Raw genomic sequence first — 18,532 nt, 5'->3', positions numbered from 1 at the left:
ATGGCTCTACTTTCAATCAAAAGCAAAAAAGAACAAACCATCCGCCCAGATACATCGATGGGTGAGCTAGCGCCTGATCAAATCGGCATCAGCGGTGAAGCGGCTGCCAGACTGCTCATGCTTCTGGCCGGCGAAAAACCCGGCTCGCTCCTTAGAGTCGGCATGCAGGGTGGAGGGTGCTCCGGACTTAAACCATTTTTTGCTTTCGAAGAAGAAGCTGGCGAAAACGACCGCGTCTTCAGCAGCATGGGTGTAAACGTCTGCGTTGACCCAAGGTCTTTAGCCGTCATCGGCGGCTCCTGGCTCGATTTCGACAACGGCTTTAAAATCAAAAGCCAAAACCTCAAAAAATCCTGCTCTTGTGGCGAATCTTTTTCTATCGCCTAAGCGCCAAAATAACTGTCGATCTGCCAGTTCACAAAGGTCCACACACCATAAAACACAGTTAACACAGCTGCGTTTCTGACAAGCCCCCAAGGCTCGCCTTGGGATTCTTTGGTCGGAAAATAGCCCTTATACAAAATCGCTGGCGTCAAACAAATCAGGATCATTTCCATCACGGGGATAGGTTTATCATCGAGTGGCGCAATCCGATTGGTAAATCCAAGCGATGAAAAACTAATAACGCCAATTAAAACAAAGACTTTCATTGATTAAGCCCGCAAGTGCACCCTTGCGTTCCTTTCTGCGGACAAACCACCATGGATTTATAAACGAGAACAGACACCATCAAGAGCCCAGGCAGCAACATTGAAAAAGCCGGCTGTTGCAACTTATGTAAAACAAAACCCATGGCGATGGCCCCGATGCCGATGCTCGAGCCTAAAAGCGCTGGCATCACATTTTGAGCCCCCCGCTTAAATCTATCTCCCAGAAGATAGCTTAATACCACAGCAGAACCCGCCATAATTCCTGCGGGTATCCAAAAATAAGAACTAGACGATGATACTTCCTGCGTAGGCGAGGGGGCATGCGCCAGTGTCGTTTGAAAAAAAAGAGCAAGAATCAGAAAAAGCGCTTTGGGTCGCATGGCATATCACCTCAGCACATCTTGTAAATTAATCAAATTCGTCGTCAAGTGGTTGATTTTAGCGCTCCAGCTAAATTATATTGCCCTTATGAGCAATCCAAAAAATACAGTAACCCTGCATCGTGTCTTCAGTGCGCCCCCAGAGCGCGTCTATCGGGCCTTTTTGGATCCAGATGCCATTGTAAAATGGTTCCCGCCCCATGGCTTTACCTGCAAAGTCCATCAAATGGACCCTAACGTCGGCGGCACTTATCGCATGTCGTTCACCAATTTTTCCACGGGCAAGAGCCACGCCTTTGGAGGCAGCTATCAAGAACTCGTGCCCGGTCAAAAAATTCGCTACACCGATAAGTTCGAAGATCCAAGCTTGCCCGGGGAAATGCCTGTAACGGTCGCTTTCAAAGAAGTCATCTGCGGAACTGAAATGCACCTGACGCAGGAAAATATCCCCGAAGCGATTCCAGTAGAGATGTGTTATTTAGGCTGGCAAGAATGCATGACTCAGTTAGCCCTGGTTGTAGAACCAGATGTTAACGAAGATTTAAGCAAATGAGATGAAGTTGGTTGCGGGGGCAGGATTTGAACCTACGACCTCCGGGTTATGAGCCCGACGAGCTACCGGACTGCTCTACCCCGCGGTCCGTGCATCTATTGATAGCAGATCACGCTCCAGTGTCAAGAGCCACTCTTTAGAAAAACCGGCACAAAATTTAAAATCCAGCTGCCGCTGAGATATGCCGTCACTACTAAAATTTATGCTAATATGTCGCTCGCCCAAATCGAGCATTTTCGTCGGCCACTCAATACAAACAATGGCCCCTGGATCCTCGATCATGTGCAAGATACCCAAGTCTTCTAAATCTTGCTTAGGCACCCGATACAAATCAATATGATGAACCGGCGGCAGCGTTTCATAGGTCTGCGCTAAGGCATAAGTGGGGCTAGATACCGGCGCCTTAGGATCGAAATGCCAAACAAGCCCCCGAACGAAGCAAGTTTTGCCAGCACCCAAATCGCCTTCCAAAGTGATGACCACCGGAGCCGCCAAATGCTTAGCCAGACAAGCTCCGATAGCCTCAGTCTGATCTGACGAGTCGCTGACAATGATTAACATCAAGGCCGCCTTGGGAATTGATCGAAGTTGGGTTTACGCCTTTCCAAATAGGCGTTTTTCCCTTCTTGACCTTCTTCGGACATATAGAACAACATGGTAGCGCAACCTGCCAGCTCCTGGAGGCCTGCTTGGCCGTCACAGTCGGCGTTTAAGGCGGCTTTTAGGCAGCGGATGGCCATGGGGGAGTTGGCCAGCATTTCGTTGGCCCATTTTTTGACTTCGGCGTCCAGTTGTTCGAGGGGTACCACTGTGTTGACCAGGCCCATATCTAGGGCTTGTTGGGCGTTATACTGCCGGCACATGAACCAGATTTCGCGCGCTTTTTTCTGACCGACGATGCGCGCCATATAGCTGGCGCCGTAGCCGCCATCGAAGGAGCCTACCTTAGGGCCGGTTTGGCCGAAAATCGCGTTATCTGCCGCAATCGTGATATCGCACATCATATGTAATACATGACCCCCACCGATCGCATAGCCTGCCACGCGGGCGATAACTGGTTTAGGGCAGGTTCTAATTTGTCTCTGAAAATCCAGAACGTTTAGGCGGTGAACCCCTTGGTCATCTTCATAACCTGCATCTTTACGCACGCGTTGGTCTCCACCTGAGCAGAATGCCAAATCGCCAGCGCCAGTTAACACCACGACGCCAATGCGTTCATCATCTCGCGCGTCATTCAGCGCATGAGACATTTCCTGCACTGTAAGCGGCGTAAATGCGTTTCGAACTTCGGGCCGATTAATGGTGATGGTGGCGATGCCTTCTGCCTTCTCAAATAAGATTTCCGTGTAGGTGTGCATGCGCTTTCGCGTAGCACGTCCATTGACACCCGCCAAGAACGTAGCTAGACCGTCGTCATGGAAGTTAACGGCACGCTTCTCATCCAACTGGTACTTTTCCTAAGCCTTTTAGGCTTCTTGTCGAAGTTCCTATTCGCTCCGGTGTTAAAACTTTTTGAAGAAAGAGAGCGCAGAATCAGCGGCGCAAGGCTTGAAGCGGCTGAATTACAAAGAAGAGCCCACGAAAAATTATTGGAAGTAGAGACCCGCATTGCTGCCGCTCAACGCGAAGCTAAAAAGGTTCTTGCTGAACTTCAAGCTGAAGGCGCTCGCTTTCACCGCCAAGTGCTAGACGCCGCGAAAGCAGAAGCGCACAAGCAACAAGCCACCGCCCGAGCAGAACTCGCTGAGCAAATCGATCGCCTCAGAGGCGAGCTCATGCCACTTCAGGCGGATTTGTCTAAACAGGTCATTAATCAACTGATTGGAAATCCCGTCAAAGGCACGAAGATGGAGCATTCACATGCATAGTATCAACTGGTGGGGACTCGGCAGTGCATATCAAGACAATCCAGCCATCGGTTGGATGCTGGTCACTTTCTTCATCTTCCTAGGTTTTCTATGGCACTTCGCCAAAAAGCCTGTGGCTACCTATTTGCAAAATCGCTCTGACGAAATCCGCCTAGCCATTGAAGAAGGCAGGCGCGCCCGTCTTGATGCCGAAGCCAAATTGCAAGAATGCGAGAGGCGCCTGCTGGAACTAGACAACGAAATCGCCCGCATGAAATCAGACTTTTTGACCCAAGGTGAACTGGAGCGCAATCGCCTCAAACTAGAAGCCGAGCAAATCGCCCTCCAAATTCAAAAAGATTCTCAGCAAACTCTAAAAGCCGAAGTCACCAGAGCACTTCACGAGCTTAAACAAGAGATCGCTGCCAAAATCCTTACCGCCGCAGAAAGCAATCTGCCTTTGGGTGAAGCCTTAGACACAAAACTCTACGCCAATTTCGTCAGAGATACGACGGAGGGACACGCATGAATCCAGCCATTGCCAAACGGTACGCAAGAGCTCTCATCGCCTTATCCACCGAACTCGAGTTTGAGCTAGACTCGCTTGCAAACTGCTATGAGCACACAGCCCTTAAAAAGCTTTTGGAAAACCCAGCATTCAGCAACACTGAACGCCTGCAGCTTGTCCACAAACTGGAACTAAGCCCAATCCTGACGCGTTGTTTGGAGATGCTCATCGAAAGCAATCGAACCGAAATTATCCCCGAACTTCGCACCGCTTATGGCCGTGAATTGGATATGAAGCTCGGCCGCCTGCGCGCTGAAATCACCAGCGCCCACGCGTTAACACCAAATCAGTTAGACGAAATTACCCAAAGTTTGATTGGACGTTTGGGCAGGCCCGTCGTTCCAGAATCTAAAGTCGACCCCAGTGTGCTCGGAGGCGTTCGAGCACAAATTGGCGGTTTGGTATTTGACTCCACTTTGGAGACACAACTTTCTCAATTAAGAAGGGTTTTATGCAACTAAGAGCAGAAGAAGTATCTCGCGTTATCGAAGATCAAATTAAGAACTTTGACACCCGCACTCAGGTGGCTGAAACCGGTACGGTCCTCAAAGTAGGCGACGGCGTGGCCCGTGTTTATGGCCTAGAAAAAGCCAAAGCGGGCGAGTTGGTCGAGTTTGCCAACAACGTCAAAGGCCTGATTTTAAACCTTGAAGAGCATAACGTTGGTATAGCCATCATGGGCTCCGATGCCGGCATCCGTGAAGGTGACACCGTTCGCCGCACCGGCAATATCGCCGATGTTGGTGTGGGCGATGCCGTTTTGGGCCGTGTATTAAACGGCTTGGGCGAGCCAATCGACGAACGCGGACCAATTATTGCTACCGAGCGGCGCTTGATTGAAACCAAAGCACCCGGCATTATTGCCCGCGAGCCCGTTTCCGAGCCAATGCAGACTGGCATTAAAGCCATCGATGCCATGATCCCAGTGGGCAGGGGACAACGCGAGCTTATCATTGGCGATCGCCAGACTGGTAAAACCGCCATCGCGCTCGACACCATTTTGAACCAGAAGAACACTGGCGTAAAATGCATCTATGTGGCCATCGGTCAAAAGCAATCAACCGTTGCTCAGGTCGTAGACAAGTTGCGTAAACATGGCGCCATGGACTACACCGTGGTGATCTCGGCAACTGCAGCAGATCCAGCACCCCTACAGTTTTTAGCCCCATACACGGGTGCTGCGATCGGTGAATACTGGCGCGACAACGGCCAGCATGCCTTGATTGTCTACGACGATTTATCCAAACAAGCTGTGGCGTACCGCCAGATGTCCTTGCTATTGCGCAGACCACCGGGACGTGAAGCGTTCCCCGGCGACGTGTTTTATCTCCACAGCCGTCTTTTAGAACGCGCCGCAAAAATGTCCAAAGCAAAAGGCGGCGGTAGCTTAACGGCCTTGCCCATCGTAGAAACCCAAGCGGGCGACGTTTCAGCGTACATTCCAACCAACGTAATTTCGATTACCGACGGTCAGATTTACTTAGAGTCCGACTTATTCTTCTCAGGTCAGCGCCCTGCGGTAAACGTTGGCTTGTCTGTATCTCGCGTGGGCGGGGCAGCACAAATTGCTTCGATGAAACAACTCGCTGGTACCATGCGTCTAAACTTGGCACAGTACCGCGAACTTGCGGCCTTCGCCCAGTTCGGCTCAGATTTGGACAAAGCGACCACGGAGCAGATTGCCAGAGGGCAACGAATGTTCGAATTGCTAAAGCAAAAGCAATACAGCCCGTTAGCCGTGGAAGAGCAAATCGTTCAGATTTATGCAGCCACTCAAAACAAAGGCGCTGACTCAAATGCGACTTTCGTTCGTCATATCGAGCCTAAAGATATCTCGCGTTATGCCGATGAAATGATCGCCTACATGAGAGCCCAACATGGCGATATCTTGAGCAGCATCCGCGATAATCCTAAAAAGAAAATCGAGGGAGAGCTCAAAGAACGTTTAAATCAAGCTTTGCTGGCGTTTGAACAAATATTCGAGGCATAAAAGATGGCATCTTTAAGAGACATCCGCACCCGCATCAAGAGCGTCAAAAGCTCAGAGAAGATCACCAAAGCCATGAAAATGGTGGCGGCATCCAAACTGAGGCGCGCTCAAGAAGAAGTGAAAAATGCCAGGCCTTATGCGCAAGAGGTTGACGAAGTCGTTGGCCGAATCGCCAAAAGGCTCGAAAACCAAGGTGCTTTGCCACACCCTCTATTAGAAGTTCACCCAGTCCTCAAACGGGTAGAGCTGTTGGTACTAACCTCAGAGCGAGGCCTCTGCGGTGCCTTTAACTCCAACGTCATCAGAAGGGCGTCTCGCTTTCTCAAAGAAATGGGCGAGGTCCACGATGAGATCCGTGTTTCCACTTTAGGCCGAAAAGGCTTTGAAGCCATGAAAAGGGAAGGGGTCAACATCCGCACCAACTACGCCGGCGTTTTAGAACACCCGAGCTATTTGAAAGCGACTCAGATCGCTGACGAGCTGAGTGAGTCCTATGTCACCGACCACGTAGACGCCCTCTATTTGGTGTACAACAAGTTCAAAAGTGCCATTTCTCAAGAGGTGGTGGTCAAGCGCCTGCTGCCCATTCAGCCGGTGGAAGTGCTCAATGACCCGGTAGACTACATTTACGAGCCCTCCAAGAGTGAGCTCTTAGAACAACTATTGCCAATGCATTTAGCCACGCAGCTTTACCAGTCATTTTTAGAATCCGTTGCATCCGAACATGGCGCCCGCATGAGTGCCATGGACTCAGCCACGAGAAATGCGAAGGAAGTCATCAGCTCGTTGACCCTCAAATACAACAGGGCCAGACAAGCTGCGATTACCAGTGAGTTGGTTGAAATCATCTCCGGAGCAGAAGCACTTGCAGGCTAACTTCACCATCGAACGCCCGGTGCGTTTCGCTGATATCGATGCCGCCGGCTGGCTGTACTACCCGAGATTTTTTGAGTACTGCCACAACGCTTTCGAAGACTGGATCAACACAAAGGCCCCGGTGGGCTACCCTGAAGCGATCGACAAACAACGTTGGGGCTTTCCCGCTGTTAAAGCTTCGGGCGAATATTTGGCCCCCTTAAAACACGGCGATATCGCTCAAGTTTCCATTCGCATTTTAAACGTGGGTAATAGCTCGTTAAAAACAGGCTTTGAAATCATTCGAAAGCATGACCAAACCCCTTCTTTCAAAGCTGAAATTACCACCGTCTGCGTGAATCTAGACCTGGGCAAGTCAATGCCCATTCCCGCCAATATGCGCGCCTTCTTGACCCAATCATGAGCGATTTCTACCGATCCTACATCAAAGCGAGCGTCATCGGCCTAGAAATAGGCCTCTGCGTCATCGTAGGCGGCGCCCTGGGCTACGTCGCCGAACGCTACTTCGACATCTCCCCCTGGGGCCTCATCACAGGCGCCTGCTTAGGCATCGCCGCCGCAGGCCGAACCTTATATCGCTTTTCAAAAGACTATCTAAAAGAAAACCCGCAGTGACCACCGTCATTGCGAGGAGCAAAGCGACGCGGCAATCCACGCTCTCTACTGAACAGACACTGTCCCCACTCCACCCACATGAGGCCGAGCCAGCTTCAAAATACGTTCACTCTTTCTTTGCGCCGCAGCCTGTGCAGCTTCCCAAGCACGGCGTTCGCTCTCTTCATAGGCAGCCGCGAGATTGAGCAGCCTATTGTCGCGATTTTCAGCCAATACGCGCAATTCAAAAGCCTGCACGCTCTCGTTTGAAGCTTTCTTCTTTGCCGATTTTTTGGCCGGTCGTCGATTTGGTTTCTGGGTTTGCAATGGTTTTGGCACTTGAGCAAGAATATCCGCAAAAGCCTTCGCTTCAGCCTTCACTACCGATCCCCGATTACCTCGCTCAAAGTCAACCAAATGCCCCACTTTCTTATCGAAGTTAACCAAAATATCCCGCCTACGCTCTTCGGCCTCAAAAGCAGCTATTTTTCCATTTATTTTAACAATGGCATCATCAATTCGCGTATCAGACGAACAATGCCTGGAAGCATCACTCCAAAATCCCACCAGCCGTTTGGCGCAATCCACAACCGAAAAAGCTTCTTCTAAGCCTTGGTGGAGTGATTTATAATATGAGCGTGTATTAAGAGCTTCCCGTGATGCCACAAAATTCTTAACGGCCTTTGATGCTACAGAGCGAAAATTGGGAGCACTTAAATCCTGTTCTAAAGCTCGAATTAGCTCATTCGAAGCATCCCATTTTTTAAGAATTTTAATTTTGTCCGAATAATAAGTGACATGCTCGCTCCAATTCCATCTTTCAAAGTGCCCAACCATGCCAAGCGCATCTGCGGCTGCTAAGCCGAACTCGCCATTTGCCGAGTTTCGGACGTAAGCAGAATAGATGTTTAATAGTTCGATATATTCGCCGTACCATGGGTCCCCGAGCTCAAGGAGCATATTCGCCATCAGCATTGCGCCTGCGATATCGCCTTCTTGCCGCATTGTTTCCAATTGAAGCTCGTCATCCTGGTCTATGTCAACAACCACAGTTTCACGTCTAAGAGCACTAGCAGGAGAAACGATAAAAGTTACCAGCATTAAAGCCAAACTTAATGTTTTTAAATTCGTATTCATAATTGCGCCTATTTAAATAAATATTAGCAACAATTATAACAGGCGCGCGAAACTTATCAATAGGATGCACTAGTTCTACTTAGAAGCCCGATAAAAGGCCTCACAAGGGCTCCAATTTGATGAGCTCTCTGGCGAGCCTGCTCTTTTTGGACCCTAGCCGCTGCGGCTTCCCTTCAGCGAAGTTTCATAATCTCTTCAGATTTCTCATGGCTTGCGAGGCGTTACTCGGGGTGAAGGTAACGTTGTTTGCCCCGCCAAAGAGTTATTTCGGGACATCCCGCGTCCTCCAGGAGTTGTTGGTCGGCCGCGGGAGGTGGCTCTCGAAGCTTGTCTCGCAAAGGCTGAGGCCTCCTGTTCTTTCCTCTTCGCTTCCTGATCTCTGAGTTTTTTAATCTCTCCAGCGTAGTATGCGGCGCGCTCTCCCCATTGAGCGGTTGTTTCAATAATTCCTTTTTCGAAACGCATTAAGACAGCAGGGTTAACATTCCTAAGTTGCTGGAGCCCAAGCATGTCCTTTTTAAAAAAGTCCATATTCGCGGGCGTTTTCTTTAGCACAAGCTCAATTCTTTGCAACTCTAACGAATTAATGTCGCCAGAATCTAATGGTATATTTGTTAGCTTAAGCATTTCACGAATGGTTTTGCCTGGGCTATATTGAGGTCCCGCTAAGAGCGCAGCATCTAACGCAGCGCCGCCAATTAATTCTCCGCCCAATTTTGCTTGTCTACTTTGAACGATATCTTGATATACTTTGCGCAACAATGCAGCCGGTTGTCCTTCCGGTTTGTCAAAATCTTCAGGGGTAAGGTTCAAGTTCTCTAGGGCCTTACGAACTTCGCCTACGAGCGGATCTTTGCCCAGGATTTTGACGGCTCTGTTTAACAAGTCTTGTTTCATTGCTTTGATGACCCGCTCTTTAGCTCTAAGCTCAATGACATCTGCATCGCTACTTTGTTGAGCTTCTTTCGCTTCGGATACGAGGCTTGCTTGGTTCATCTTGCGATTTGTGAGGTAGATGGTTACTGGCGCTGAGCTAACGGTCACTTTATTTCGGTCTCTACCTAAATTCTGATACAGCTCATCACTCAATGGAACCGAATTGTAATGCATAAATACACCACCTACGCGTTCGCGACTATACTGCCTAAAGTCTCCTCCACGAGAATCCTTTGTGTAGAGGCAGTAAACTTTGGCCAAGGGTTCTTCACTAAATTGCTTCTCAGGCACAGTAGTCCAACTTCTATTTCGCCATATTTTATAAAGAAGCCGACCTGAACTATCTCGATAAGCGATCCCAACTGGTGAGTCTGGGTTCTTTTCATCTGGGTTCGTTTCAATTGCAGCCATTAATCGCAGGGCGGCATTATCAGCTTGCTGCTCAATAGGGGTTTCCTCTTCAGGTAACTCTACGAGAACACAATTTTTATCTGGAATGGCAACCTGAAATTGGACCGCTTTCTGAATTAGCTGATTGGAACTACCTTGTTCAATGGTCATGGAGCGTTTGAATTGGAGGTCCTGCATCTCGCTCAAATCCTTCAATGCAAGTTTGGCTTTGGCAACTTTTGCCCTCCGTTTTTCCGTCAACTGAGTGATAAACTGTTCTACTGCCACATTTGCATCAACTGAAGTTTGTCCCTTATACTTTTCATCGAACCATTTAATGAAGGCTTCCCGTTTATATGTGTTTAAATAATTCGGGTCTGCGCGGTTTGCGGGGTTGGTCAGGGCGGCTAAATCAGATCTTGTTGGCCCGGGTAAGGCATCAAGCAATCGTAGTTTATAATCATTCCTAGCTCGGACCGATTCGATATCATTTTTATTGCGTGTGGCCGACATTTCAAAAGCAGGCTTTCCGCGCTCCAGCAACATTTTCCTGACAGGAATATATCTGGCGCTATCGTATTCATCGAGTACCACCAGCCCATTTCCAAATGTTTCTTTTGGATTGACACCAAGCCACCTAGTTAGTTCATCTATTGTCGCGTGAATTACAGGTGTTCCTTTGGTGTCTGGTGTCGGTAAGTTTGCCAAGCTCCAGTTATGTGTATTTCTCTCAGGGAAAGGCGAGATATGTAATATAAACGGCAAATCTGTGCCAGTCAGTTCAGGATATAAGCCAATGGACTTACTTTTTCCAGAACCCGCTGCTCCCTGAAACGGCGTTGCCTGCATTCCAACAGAAGACATTCGGCGGAATTGCTGAATTTGTTGTTCAGAAAACGGACTGCCTCCTAGGCCATTTTTATTTAAGGGTCTGCCCATGATAGCAATTGCACGGAGAATCAATGAAACTTGCTCCTCCGGAGACGCATGTACAGGCAAAATGGATGTAAGGTCGTTTGCGGTAGCTGGTTTGTCAAAGAATGTGGTGGTTTCAGCGCCTTTTCTAATTCTTAGCTCGGCAACATAATAAGGATAGATGGCATTTTGTAAAATTGACAAACCACCATCTGCAAATCTCTTGAAATAGGCCGGATCGAGACTTCCTTCCTCCAACATTTGCACCAGGATTGGGAGCGGGGGTAGACTGGTGCCCTCTAGGCTTTGCATGAGTTTTCGCTGTAAAGCTTGTGCCGCGACTACATCGGGAAGGGCCATTGCTACAACTTCTAACTTAGGCGCCTCGATGACTCTTGATTGAGCAGACTGAACCTCTTCTGGCGTTGGATATGTTGGAATATTATACTTTCTTTCAAAGCGAGTATTGAGGATTCTTCCCAAATCTACCGTTTCGAGGGAGTGCATCATCCCAAACATTGAGCCTGGCAACACCATTTTTGAAATTCGTGCATTGATCAGTTGTGGAGATGACGTGCTCGTTCTTACTCTTTCAAGTTGTTTAGTCGCGGCTGAGATAACAATCCTTCGAGTGGGCTTTTTAAGTTTTGGTTGCATCAAATAGTTTTGAAGAAGAATTTGGCCCGCGGTATCAATTTCGTCACTACGACCGGAAGGTGTTCTGAGTATTAACTTACCCAATGCAGCTGCAAACAGCATTTGATTTTCCAGAGCCTGACCAACCAAATCTCTATATTCGGGAGTATTTTCAGCAGCAATCTTTGAGATTTCTGCTTTTTTTGTATCATCTATATCAACTCTTTCTGCCAAAGCTAAAAATCGTGCTTTTGCCTCTGCCAACAAATACTGAGGCAAAGCCGCACCGGCTTCCACATATGGCATCCACTTGGCGTCATCCTCCTTTGGCGCCTCGATCCTGGGGGACTCCATTTCGTCATCGCTCACATGACTGGCATTGGTTCCTTCTTCATCCGCAAGCTCCTGAATGGCCAGGTCGATCGCTTCTTCTTTTATTTTTTGCAGTTGCGCCAGAGCAGCTTCCGTATCTTCCGTCACGACTCGCTCCTTACCTGCGTGGCTCTCGAGAAATGCTTCCTTCAAGCTGTCCATATGATTTCTTAAATTGGCATCTAGTTCGCTCAAATTAAGTCTAGATTTCATTGCCTGCATAGCTGCTTGCATGTTTGCATATTCGGCGTCCAATTTAACTTGCGCTGCACTCCCAATTGCGGCCCGTCGCTCCTGCTCTCCAAGTTGGAGGAGGTTTGTTTGTGCCAACTTTTTCAGAGCGCTTTCTGCTTCATGCATGGTTTTGACCCGATTAAGAGACTCGGTGGCTTCAACTATGCTCTGCTTAATGAATTGCTGTCGGCTTTCGATAACCTGCTGCCTCGATGCACCTTCTTCAAATGCCGCCGCAATCTGGGTCTGAAAAACGGCAATTTCCTCGGCAATGATTTCGGCTCGCTGAGGTCCTTCGGCTTCAACGGCCCGGGATTGCATATTCACGAGGGCATCGGACATAGACATATCCCAAGCTGTTTTGAGCTGATTGAATGCTTCCATTTCCGAAGCCGTGCCTCTCTGTCTAGCTGCTAATTCCTGTAACTGAAGAACTAGAGGAGCAGCGTACATTTGCAGGCTTGCGGTCATTTGTTCAACGTTCTGGGCTCTAGCTAATCCTTCAGCGGCCGTTATCATCAGCCCGTTAAAGCTGTTTTCGATACCCTGACGGGATCGTTCTTCTGAGGCGGTGGCTGATAGCAGCTGTGCCTGGGTTGATAGGCTCTGGCTCGCTGTCTGTTCTTCCAGAACCAAGGCATCTCTTGCTGCGCCTTCGGTAGCCTTAAGCACAACTTCAAGCTTTGCGCCCATCTCTGCGAATAAGCTGCTCTGTGCATGCGATCTTGCCAAACCCTCTAGCTCACTGAATACGGCCGCAGCAATCGTTTTAGACTGAGCTAATTGCTCGCTAAGAGCCTTGTTGTTTCCTGTGCTGTTTTTCAGTTGGAGTTCCAGTTGGGTTATTCGCTCAGCCAACTCGTGAATGGCGGCTCTAAAACTTTTTTCACGTTCTATAAATTCATTTGTGACTAAACGCTGTCTTGACTCACCGCTATCAAGATCAATTCGAAGAAGGCGAATACTATCTCGATAGAAGTCCAGAGTTCTGACGTTATGCGAAGCGCGATTTCGTGTTGCCACCAGCGCCGATCGGGTTTCGGCTTCCAAGACTTCTAAGGTCTGCCTGGTTTCATTTTCCAGGCCGTCAACAAAAGTGGCAGCGTGTGCCAAGCCTGACGCGTAGGCCGCCATAGTTTCTTCACGTTGTTCTCTAATTTGGTTCTCAAGGTTTGTTTCTAGGCTTGATCCAGCGCTACGAACCGTTGCTAACTCTGCATTTAATCGCGCGATCTCAGCTTCATGCGTTTTTTTTGCGGTTTCCAATTTTCTCTTTTCAACAACGTTTTTCCATTTGAAGAACGCTTTACTGGCGATTAAATCGTTCCCTGCTTTTTCAAGAGCATCGGCCATTTCATTACGTTGTTTTTCCAGATCGCTAAGTTTAATCTTAAGCTGATTAATCTCGCTTTGCATTTGCGACTGCAAGCTACGCTGCCTACCTTCAGCGGCTACAACCGCATTTTGGGCATCTTTCAATGCTGCTTTATTGGAGGATTTCTGGGCTTGTTCTAAGCGCGCTTGAAGATTAGCTAATTCTGCCGATTTCTGTTTGTTAGCTGCCTCTAGCCGAGCAAGGGAATTGCTTAGTTTTGCGCTATATTGCGTTTCAAGCTGAGCTCTGTCAGCGGCCCGATTAGCCAGCACCGCTTTCAACTGGGATTCTATTTCTTGTGTCCTTGCAGCAGCCATTCTCTGCGCGACTCGCTCTGTTTCATTAACCGATCTAACAATATCTGCTTGAGCAGTCCGGCTGAATTCCACCGCCGCAGAGGTCGCGCCAGACGCATGGCCAGCGGCGAATAAGGCTGGTGCGGCCTTTTGGGCATCAGCTAAACCTTGCTGCAAATCGGCTATCGTTCGAGACTGTTCGTCAATGGTGCTTTCCAAGGCGGAAATTTTTGTATCTGCTTCCTGCCGTATTAAGCTTTGAATGGATTCAGATTCCTGGGTAAGACGGGCAAATTCCGCCTCGCTCTTTTGGGCTTGTGCTCTTAAAGTCGCCAGTGTTGATTTCGTAGCTTGTTCAGCGGCACGTCCTTTTGCTTTATCTATTTCGGCGCCTGCTTTCTGAAGCTGTTTTCGCATTGTGGTCAGCTTCGCTTCGTATTCGTCAGAAAGCGCTTCCAATGCCGGCATGTACTTTGTATCGCTTAATTGACGTATCTGCATCTCCAATTCTGATATTCGGGCATGAGCCGCTTGAAGACGCTTATTTCTTTCAATCGTTTCTTCGGGAGTTTTTCTGGTTTGGCTGCCAACCGCTATAGTAACGCCCATCGCAAGGCCTAACTGGAATTTATCGGCCGCCATCTGTTGCATGCTCTGCTGCTCTTTAGCTAAATCGGCACGCAGCTGTTCCATTTCAGTCTTTGTTGAAGCTAAATCGGAAAGCGTTTTTTTCGCATCCGCTTCGATGGCAGTTCGTGCGCCTACTTCTAACTTCGCGAACATTTCTCTCATTGCCAGTTCTTGCCCTCCGATGTCATAACGCAACCGCGTTTCTGAATCGCTCACCGTCTGAGAGGCAAAGTTAAATGCCTGGTCTCTTTGAAAAATCGCAGCGTCGTAACGAGAAGTCGCTTCCCTGCTGTTGGCTTCGAGCGTTTCGATTTGCTGGCGCAACACTGCTTCCGCTCGTGCGCTTTGACGATTTAGTCGCTGATGCTGCTGTTGCGCTTGGGTGAGCGCTTCATCGGCGCGTCGTTTGGCCTTTGCGCCTCGTGTGTTTGAATCCGTAACCTCTCGTTTTAAACGCTCAACTTGTCTTTGCTTCTCGCTTAATATTTGCTGATTTTTATTTTCTAATTGAGAGAGGCGAGACCTATAGTGTGTAACCAGCCGGGCATTCTGTTGTTGTAATTCACCAATCTCGCCACGTAATTCTTTCGTTAAATCAGCTGCTTTCGCCAGCGCATTTCTTTCGGCCTCTTTGGCTGTTCTCAGTAAGCCTTGCTGTCTTTCCTGCTCTGCCTCAAACTGTGCTGCAACTGCCGTTGCAGCAAACAGCGCACCTGCCTGAATATTGTCTACATTTGCAGCCGCTTGTTTAGAAAGCTCTTCTTGAACTTCTGAAACTCTACGCGTTGCAGCTGCGGCCTCATCTTTGGCCGCATTCAATTTAGCTCCTAAGACCTCAACCGAATCCTGCAGCTGCCTTACACGCGGATCTTCCAAATCAGCCTCTAAGCCAATGGTTTCAGCCCGCGTGTGAGCCGCAATTCGGGTGTTCAGCAAATCGATTAACTTTTGAAAGTCGGCTACATTTTCATGGACGCCTTCAACTTGGGCGTGAGCTCGTCTAAGTTGATCGAGGTTAAATGCCATCGCTCTACGTTTTCTACGCAATGTGTCTAGAGTTTCTGCTTGGCCAGCATCGCTTTCCAGGTATTCACGATAGCTATTGATGCCGTCCAACAACTCGTTCAGCGGTACGATTGGCTTCCTGCCCCTGTTGGCATGAATTTTTTCGCTTTTTGCCCTAAATTCACCAAGCAATTGCGCCAGCTTGCTTTTTGTCTGCGGGTCTAAATCTTCGGCGGCTAAGCTCGAGACAAGGCCCATATAGGTGTCATGCCACATCTCGTTGGAGGTATCTTCATCAAGCTCGGCTATTACCTGTATATAATGCTCCGGCTCCAAGCCCTCAGACAGGGCCGACTCCGAATCATCGTCGTCATCTGGGTCATAGGTGGATAAACGACCTGAGGACTGCGACGAGCGCGCTGTTACTGAACTTCCCGAAACCGCCGATTCAGAGTCTTCGTCAGATCCCAAAGATCGAGCCGTGGCTGAGCGCCCCGAAAACGCTGATTTAAATTCGGATTCATTGTTTTCTTCGGTTTCTAAGATGACATAATGGTGGTTTGAGCCACTGGAGCTTACTAGCACCAACTGCTTTTCTGCCACGGGCCAATCGAGCGGTTCACTTCCAGGTAATTGAGGCAGGATTCTTTCCTCTCCTCTTTGCCTATCTGCCTTAAGAACAAGGTGTGGCAGTTGTAATTTTATATATTCCGAGAATTTCTCAAGTTCGTCTGCACCTCCATAGGCGTCCTGCTGCGGTTGCTTGCACAAGTCGCGGGTAAAGTCTCTAATAACTCCTACGTAAGCAGGAGAGGTAATTAAACTCATCAGTTGATTGTCAGAAATGTCACCAATTTTAGCGACATATGCATCCATTTCTTTCAGAAGATTCAAAAACCTAATTTCTTTAGGATCGCTTGGGGTGCTATGCGCCCTTAAAAAATCAGCGCGATAGTCTGCATTGTTCACAAAATGACTTAAAAATGCGTAGTTAGCTGCTGTGATCCAACAATTGCCGTCACCCACCACATTCCGGTACATCAGTCCTCTCGAAGGCAACTGCAAAGGTTCATGACTAGGCATCGCTCTGAATGCATCTTGTCCATCTTCTTTAGAATTCGGATCGCCCTTTTCATCTTCCGCAAGCATTTGGCGATACCAAGCATTATTAACACGCGAGCCCGGATCTGGAATTCCGGCGGGGCGATGTAAGGATTCAACAAAAACTTTGCTGACGCCTGAACGCACATTTTCTTCAACGGAGCCCAAATCAGAAACGGATATCGAATCGGTATCAGCTTCATTGAGACCAATATCGGATTCTGGGCGCACTTTGGGAAACATCCTCTGTTTAACAGATTGGTATGTTCTCTCCAAAACTGAGGGCTCTCTAGCCTCAAACATTCTGTTGCAAGCAAATTGGCCGAGCTTGGAACAAACTCTTTGAGTCGCAAGGTAAACAGGAGCCGACTTTAAAACGGCTAGACCCAATAGCGGCGAGGCAGCACCACCGGTAATAAAAGCCGATACAATGGCTCCTCCTAGCATTAAGGTGGTTACAGCCGCACCAATTACGCATGGAGCCAAATTTTCAAAAAATACACGTGCTACTTTTTCACGAACTGGCACCTTGATTGGTTCGCCAGCCGCGTTTTTCAGAGTCGAAAGTCGGCGCCAGGTAGCAAGGGATTCCGTAATCGCATGAATACCGCTCAAGGGCCCAAGTATACTGGTCATGCCGCCAGCCAATGTGGCACCCGTTGCTACAGCGCTGTATACCTGTGATACGCCTACGCCAATCCCAGCACCCAAGCCCAACGTCCGAAAAGATAAATCAGGTAGATTGCTTTTTATATAGCCAATTAGCCTTTTTCCTAAAGAAACAGGGGCTGGTGGTTGGAGCAGAGAAATAGACTGTTCAGCAGACAGGCGCCCAACATTGGACAAGGTAAAACTATCAGAAACAGATTCGCTGGGGAGCCTTCGTATGACGGGGTCTATTTCTGCTAAATTATCCGCAACCGGTGAGCCACGCGTTGGTCCTAATCTATCCGTCATATTTACTCCCACTGACAATAAGGCTGGTTACAGTCTTGTCTTGACTGCTGCGAACAAGGATTACTATCTGTATGAGTGCAGGGCACGCCGAGAGCGCCGCCTTTACAAATACCGCCATGCTGATCGTAACAACCTGCACCTTTAAATTGGCTGCAATAACCTTCTACGAATTGACAACTGCGGTTATCTTGCACGCACGGGCCTGAACCATTCCAACGACAAATTAACTTGGATGCGTCACAAGTTGCCTCATCAGGATTCTGACCACAAAATTTAAATGCGGGCTCGCATATGCCGTTATCGTAATCCCAGCCACAGAGGGTAGGGAATTGATTGCAGGTTGATTTGGTTATGTAACCCGAGCAGAGGCGTACGCATTGGTTTGTTGCGCTGTCCCATTGGCAGGTTTCGGAATGCAAACTCGTTGATGTACAAGTTGCGGAAGTTGCGTTTTGGCCACACTGTGTATTGATGGGCGCGCATTGAGCCGGGCTAGAAACGGGATTCCAAGCACATTGAAGTTGGGAATGCTCACAGGTAGCTGAATCCGGGTTTTGAGAGCACGTTGTTTCAACCAAACATTTTGAATTATCAGCGGACCAATAGCAATCTAGGGCAGTATTGGCAGGTTCGGCGCATTCAGCCTGGGTTATGTTTTGACCGCAGGTTGTATTTTTGGGGTCACAATCTGAGAGTGCAACGTCCCACTGGCAATTGAGGGGCGAAACCTGTTCAAAAGCGCTGCAAGTACCTGAAGTGGTAGCAGCGGAGCACTTGTCCAAGCCTGTGCACTGACCAGCTACTGGCGCACAATAACTGGTCACACCCTGATTGTTAAAGGCATGGCTGCACTCTGCATCTACTTTATCTGCCGGTATATCGCTGCATTGGGTTACTAGCTGGCAACTAGCGGGGCCAGGGTCCGTTTGCCAAAAGCAAGACCCTGATTCATTATTGAAATTGTCGCATTTATTGCCATCATTTGTGTCTATATTGTTGCAGCTCGAGACCTCGGTGCACGCTTGACCATTCCAATAACAGAAGCCTTGATCATCGCAAGTATCTTGTCCGCTTGGAGTCAGGGCTAAGC

The 18,532-nt window shown here is 48.7% G+C and carries 15 protein-coding genes and 1 tRNA gene; 9 read left to right on the top strand and 7 right to left on the bottom strand.

The genetic code is table 11. The features are described from left to right. Nucleotides 1-387: an iron-sulfur cluster assembly accessory protein gene (locus V4534_01765; GenBank protein ID MES2503582.1), complete on the top strand. Its 387-nt coding sequence runs from the start codon at nt 1-3 to the stop codon at nt 385-387. On the opposite strand, the gene V4534_01760 is transcribed toward V4534_01765, so the two are convergent. Continuing rightward, nucleotides 384-650 carry a hypothetical protein gene (locus V4534_01760; GenBank protein ID MES2503581.1) on the bottom strand — a complete coding sequence of 89 codons (267 nt, stop codon included), beginning with the start codon at nt 648-650 and terminating at the stop codon, nt 384-386. The two genes, V4534_01765 and V4534_01760, sit on opposite strands and share 4 nt — an antisense overlap. Then, nucleotides 647-1,030 (bottom strand): hypothetical protein, encoded by a 384-nt coding sequence (locus V4534_01755; GenBank protein MES2503580.1) that lies wholly within the window; start codon nt 1,028-1,030, stop codon nt 647-649. Before V4534_01755 ends, V4534_01760 begins: the two co-directional genes overlap by 4 nt. An 88-nt stretch (nt 1,031-1,118) precedes the next feature. On the opposite strand from V4534_01755, the gene V4534_01750 reads away from it, so the two are divergent. Continuing rightward, entirely contained in the window at nt 1,119-1,583 is a 465-nt protein-coding gene (locus V4534_01750; protein ID MES2503579.1) for an SRPBCC family protein, read from the top strand. A gap of 8 nt (nt 1,584-1,591) precedes the next feature. On the opposite strand, the gene V4534_01745 is transcribed toward V4534_01750, so the two are convergent. The 3 genes from V4534_01745 to menB form a co-directional block, all read right to left on the bottom strand. Next, nucleotides 1,592-1,668 (bottom strand) — tRNA-Met (locus V4534_01745). Further along, nucleotides 1,659-2,144 carry a tRNA (adenosine(37)-N6)-threonylcarbamoyltransferase complex ATPase subunit type 1 TsaE gene (gene tsaE, locus V4534_01740; GenBank protein ID MES2503578.1) on the bottom strand — a complete coding sequence of 162 codons (486 nt, stop codon included), beginning with the start codon at nt 2,142-2,144 and terminating at the stop codon, nt 1,659-1,661. The genes V4534_01745 and tsaE overlap by 10 nt, the downstream gene beginning before the upstream one ends. Continuing rightward, entirely contained in the window at nt 2,144-2,941 is a 798-nt protein-coding gene (menB, locus tag V4534_01735; protein ID MES2503577.1) for a 1,4-dihydroxy-2-naphthoyl-CoA synthase, read from the bottom strand. Before menB ends, tsaE begins: the two co-directional genes overlap by 1 nt. A gap of 57 nt (nt 2,942-2,998) precedes the next feature. On the opposite strand from menB, the gene V4534_01730 reads away from it, so the two are divergent. From V4534_01730 to V4534_01700, 7 genes are read left to right on the top strand one after another with little or no spacing between them, the layout of a single operon-like run. Continuing rightward, on the top strand, nt 2,999-3,451 hold the full coding sequence (locus tag V4534_01730) for an ATP synthase F0 subunit B (protein MES2503576.1): 453 nt from the start codon (nt 2,999-3,001) through the stop codon (nt 3,449-3,451). Further along, nucleotides 3,444-3,959, top strand: coding sequence for an ATP synthase F0 subunit B (locus V4534_01725; GenBank protein ID MES2503575.1), 516 nt, complete (start codon nt 3,444-3,446; stop codon nt 3,957-3,959). Before V4534_01730 ends, V4534_01725 begins: the two co-directional genes overlap by 8 nt. Continuing rightward, entirely contained in the window at nt 3,956-4,459 is a 504-nt protein-coding gene (atpH, locus tag V4534_01720; protein MES2503574.1) for an ATP synthase F1 subunit delta, read from the top strand. Before V4534_01725 ends, atpH begins: the two co-directional genes overlap by 4 nt. Continuing rightward, complete coding sequence (atpA, locus tag V4534_01715; GenBank protein MES2503573.1) at nt 4,450-5,988, top strand: F0F1 ATP synthase subunit alpha; 1,539 nt, start codon at nt 4,450-4,452, stop codon at nt 5,986-5,988. Before atpH ends, atpA begins: the two co-directional genes overlap by 10 nt. Before the next feature lie 3 nt (nt 5,989-5,991). Next, nucleotides 5,992-6,864, top strand: coding sequence for an ATP synthase F1 subunit gamma (atpG, locus tag V4534_01710; protein MES2503572.1), 873 nt, complete (start codon nt 5,992-5,994; stop codon nt 6,862-6,864). Then, nucleotides 6,818-7,267 carry a thioesterase family protein gene (locus tag V4534_01705; GenBank protein MES2503571.1) on the top strand — a complete coding sequence of 150 codons (450 nt, stop codon included), beginning with the start codon at nt 6,818-6,820 and terminating at the stop codon, nt 7,265-7,267. Before atpG ends, V4534_01705 begins: the two co-directional genes overlap by 47 nt. After that, on the top strand, nt 7,264-7,479 hold the full coding sequence (locus V4534_01700; GenBank protein ID MES2503570.1) for an AtpZ/AtpI family protein: 216 nt from the start codon (nt 7,264-7,266) through the stop codon (nt 7,477-7,479). The genes V4534_01705 and V4534_01700 overlap by 4 nt, the downstream gene beginning before the upstream one ends. A gap of 45 nt (nt 7,480-7,524) precedes the next feature. Here the strand turns inward: V4534_01700 and V4534_01695 are convergent, their stop codons facing one another. Then, a complete protein-coding gene (locus V4534_01695) occupies nt 7,525-8,595 on the bottom strand; it encodes a hypothetical protein (protein ID MES2503569.1) in 1,071 nt (356 codons plus the stop codon). A gap of 204 nt (nt 8,596-8,799) precedes the next feature. After that, nucleotides 8,800-17,442: a hypothetical protein gene (locus V4534_01690; GenBank protein ID MES2503568.1), complete on the bottom strand. Its 8,643-nt coding sequence runs from the start codon at nt 17,440-17,442 to the stop codon at nt 8,800-8,802. Between the last annotated feature and the right edge of the window lie 1,090 nt (nt 17,443-18,532).

This window comes from Myxococcota bacterium (assembly GCA_040387835.1).
Taxonomy (GTDB): Bacteria; Myxococcota; UBA727; order UBA727; family JABDBI01; genus JAZKCZ01.
The sequence above is the reverse complement of the archived record's forward strand: the minus strand, read 5'-3'. Positions and strand labels throughout refer to the sequence as shown.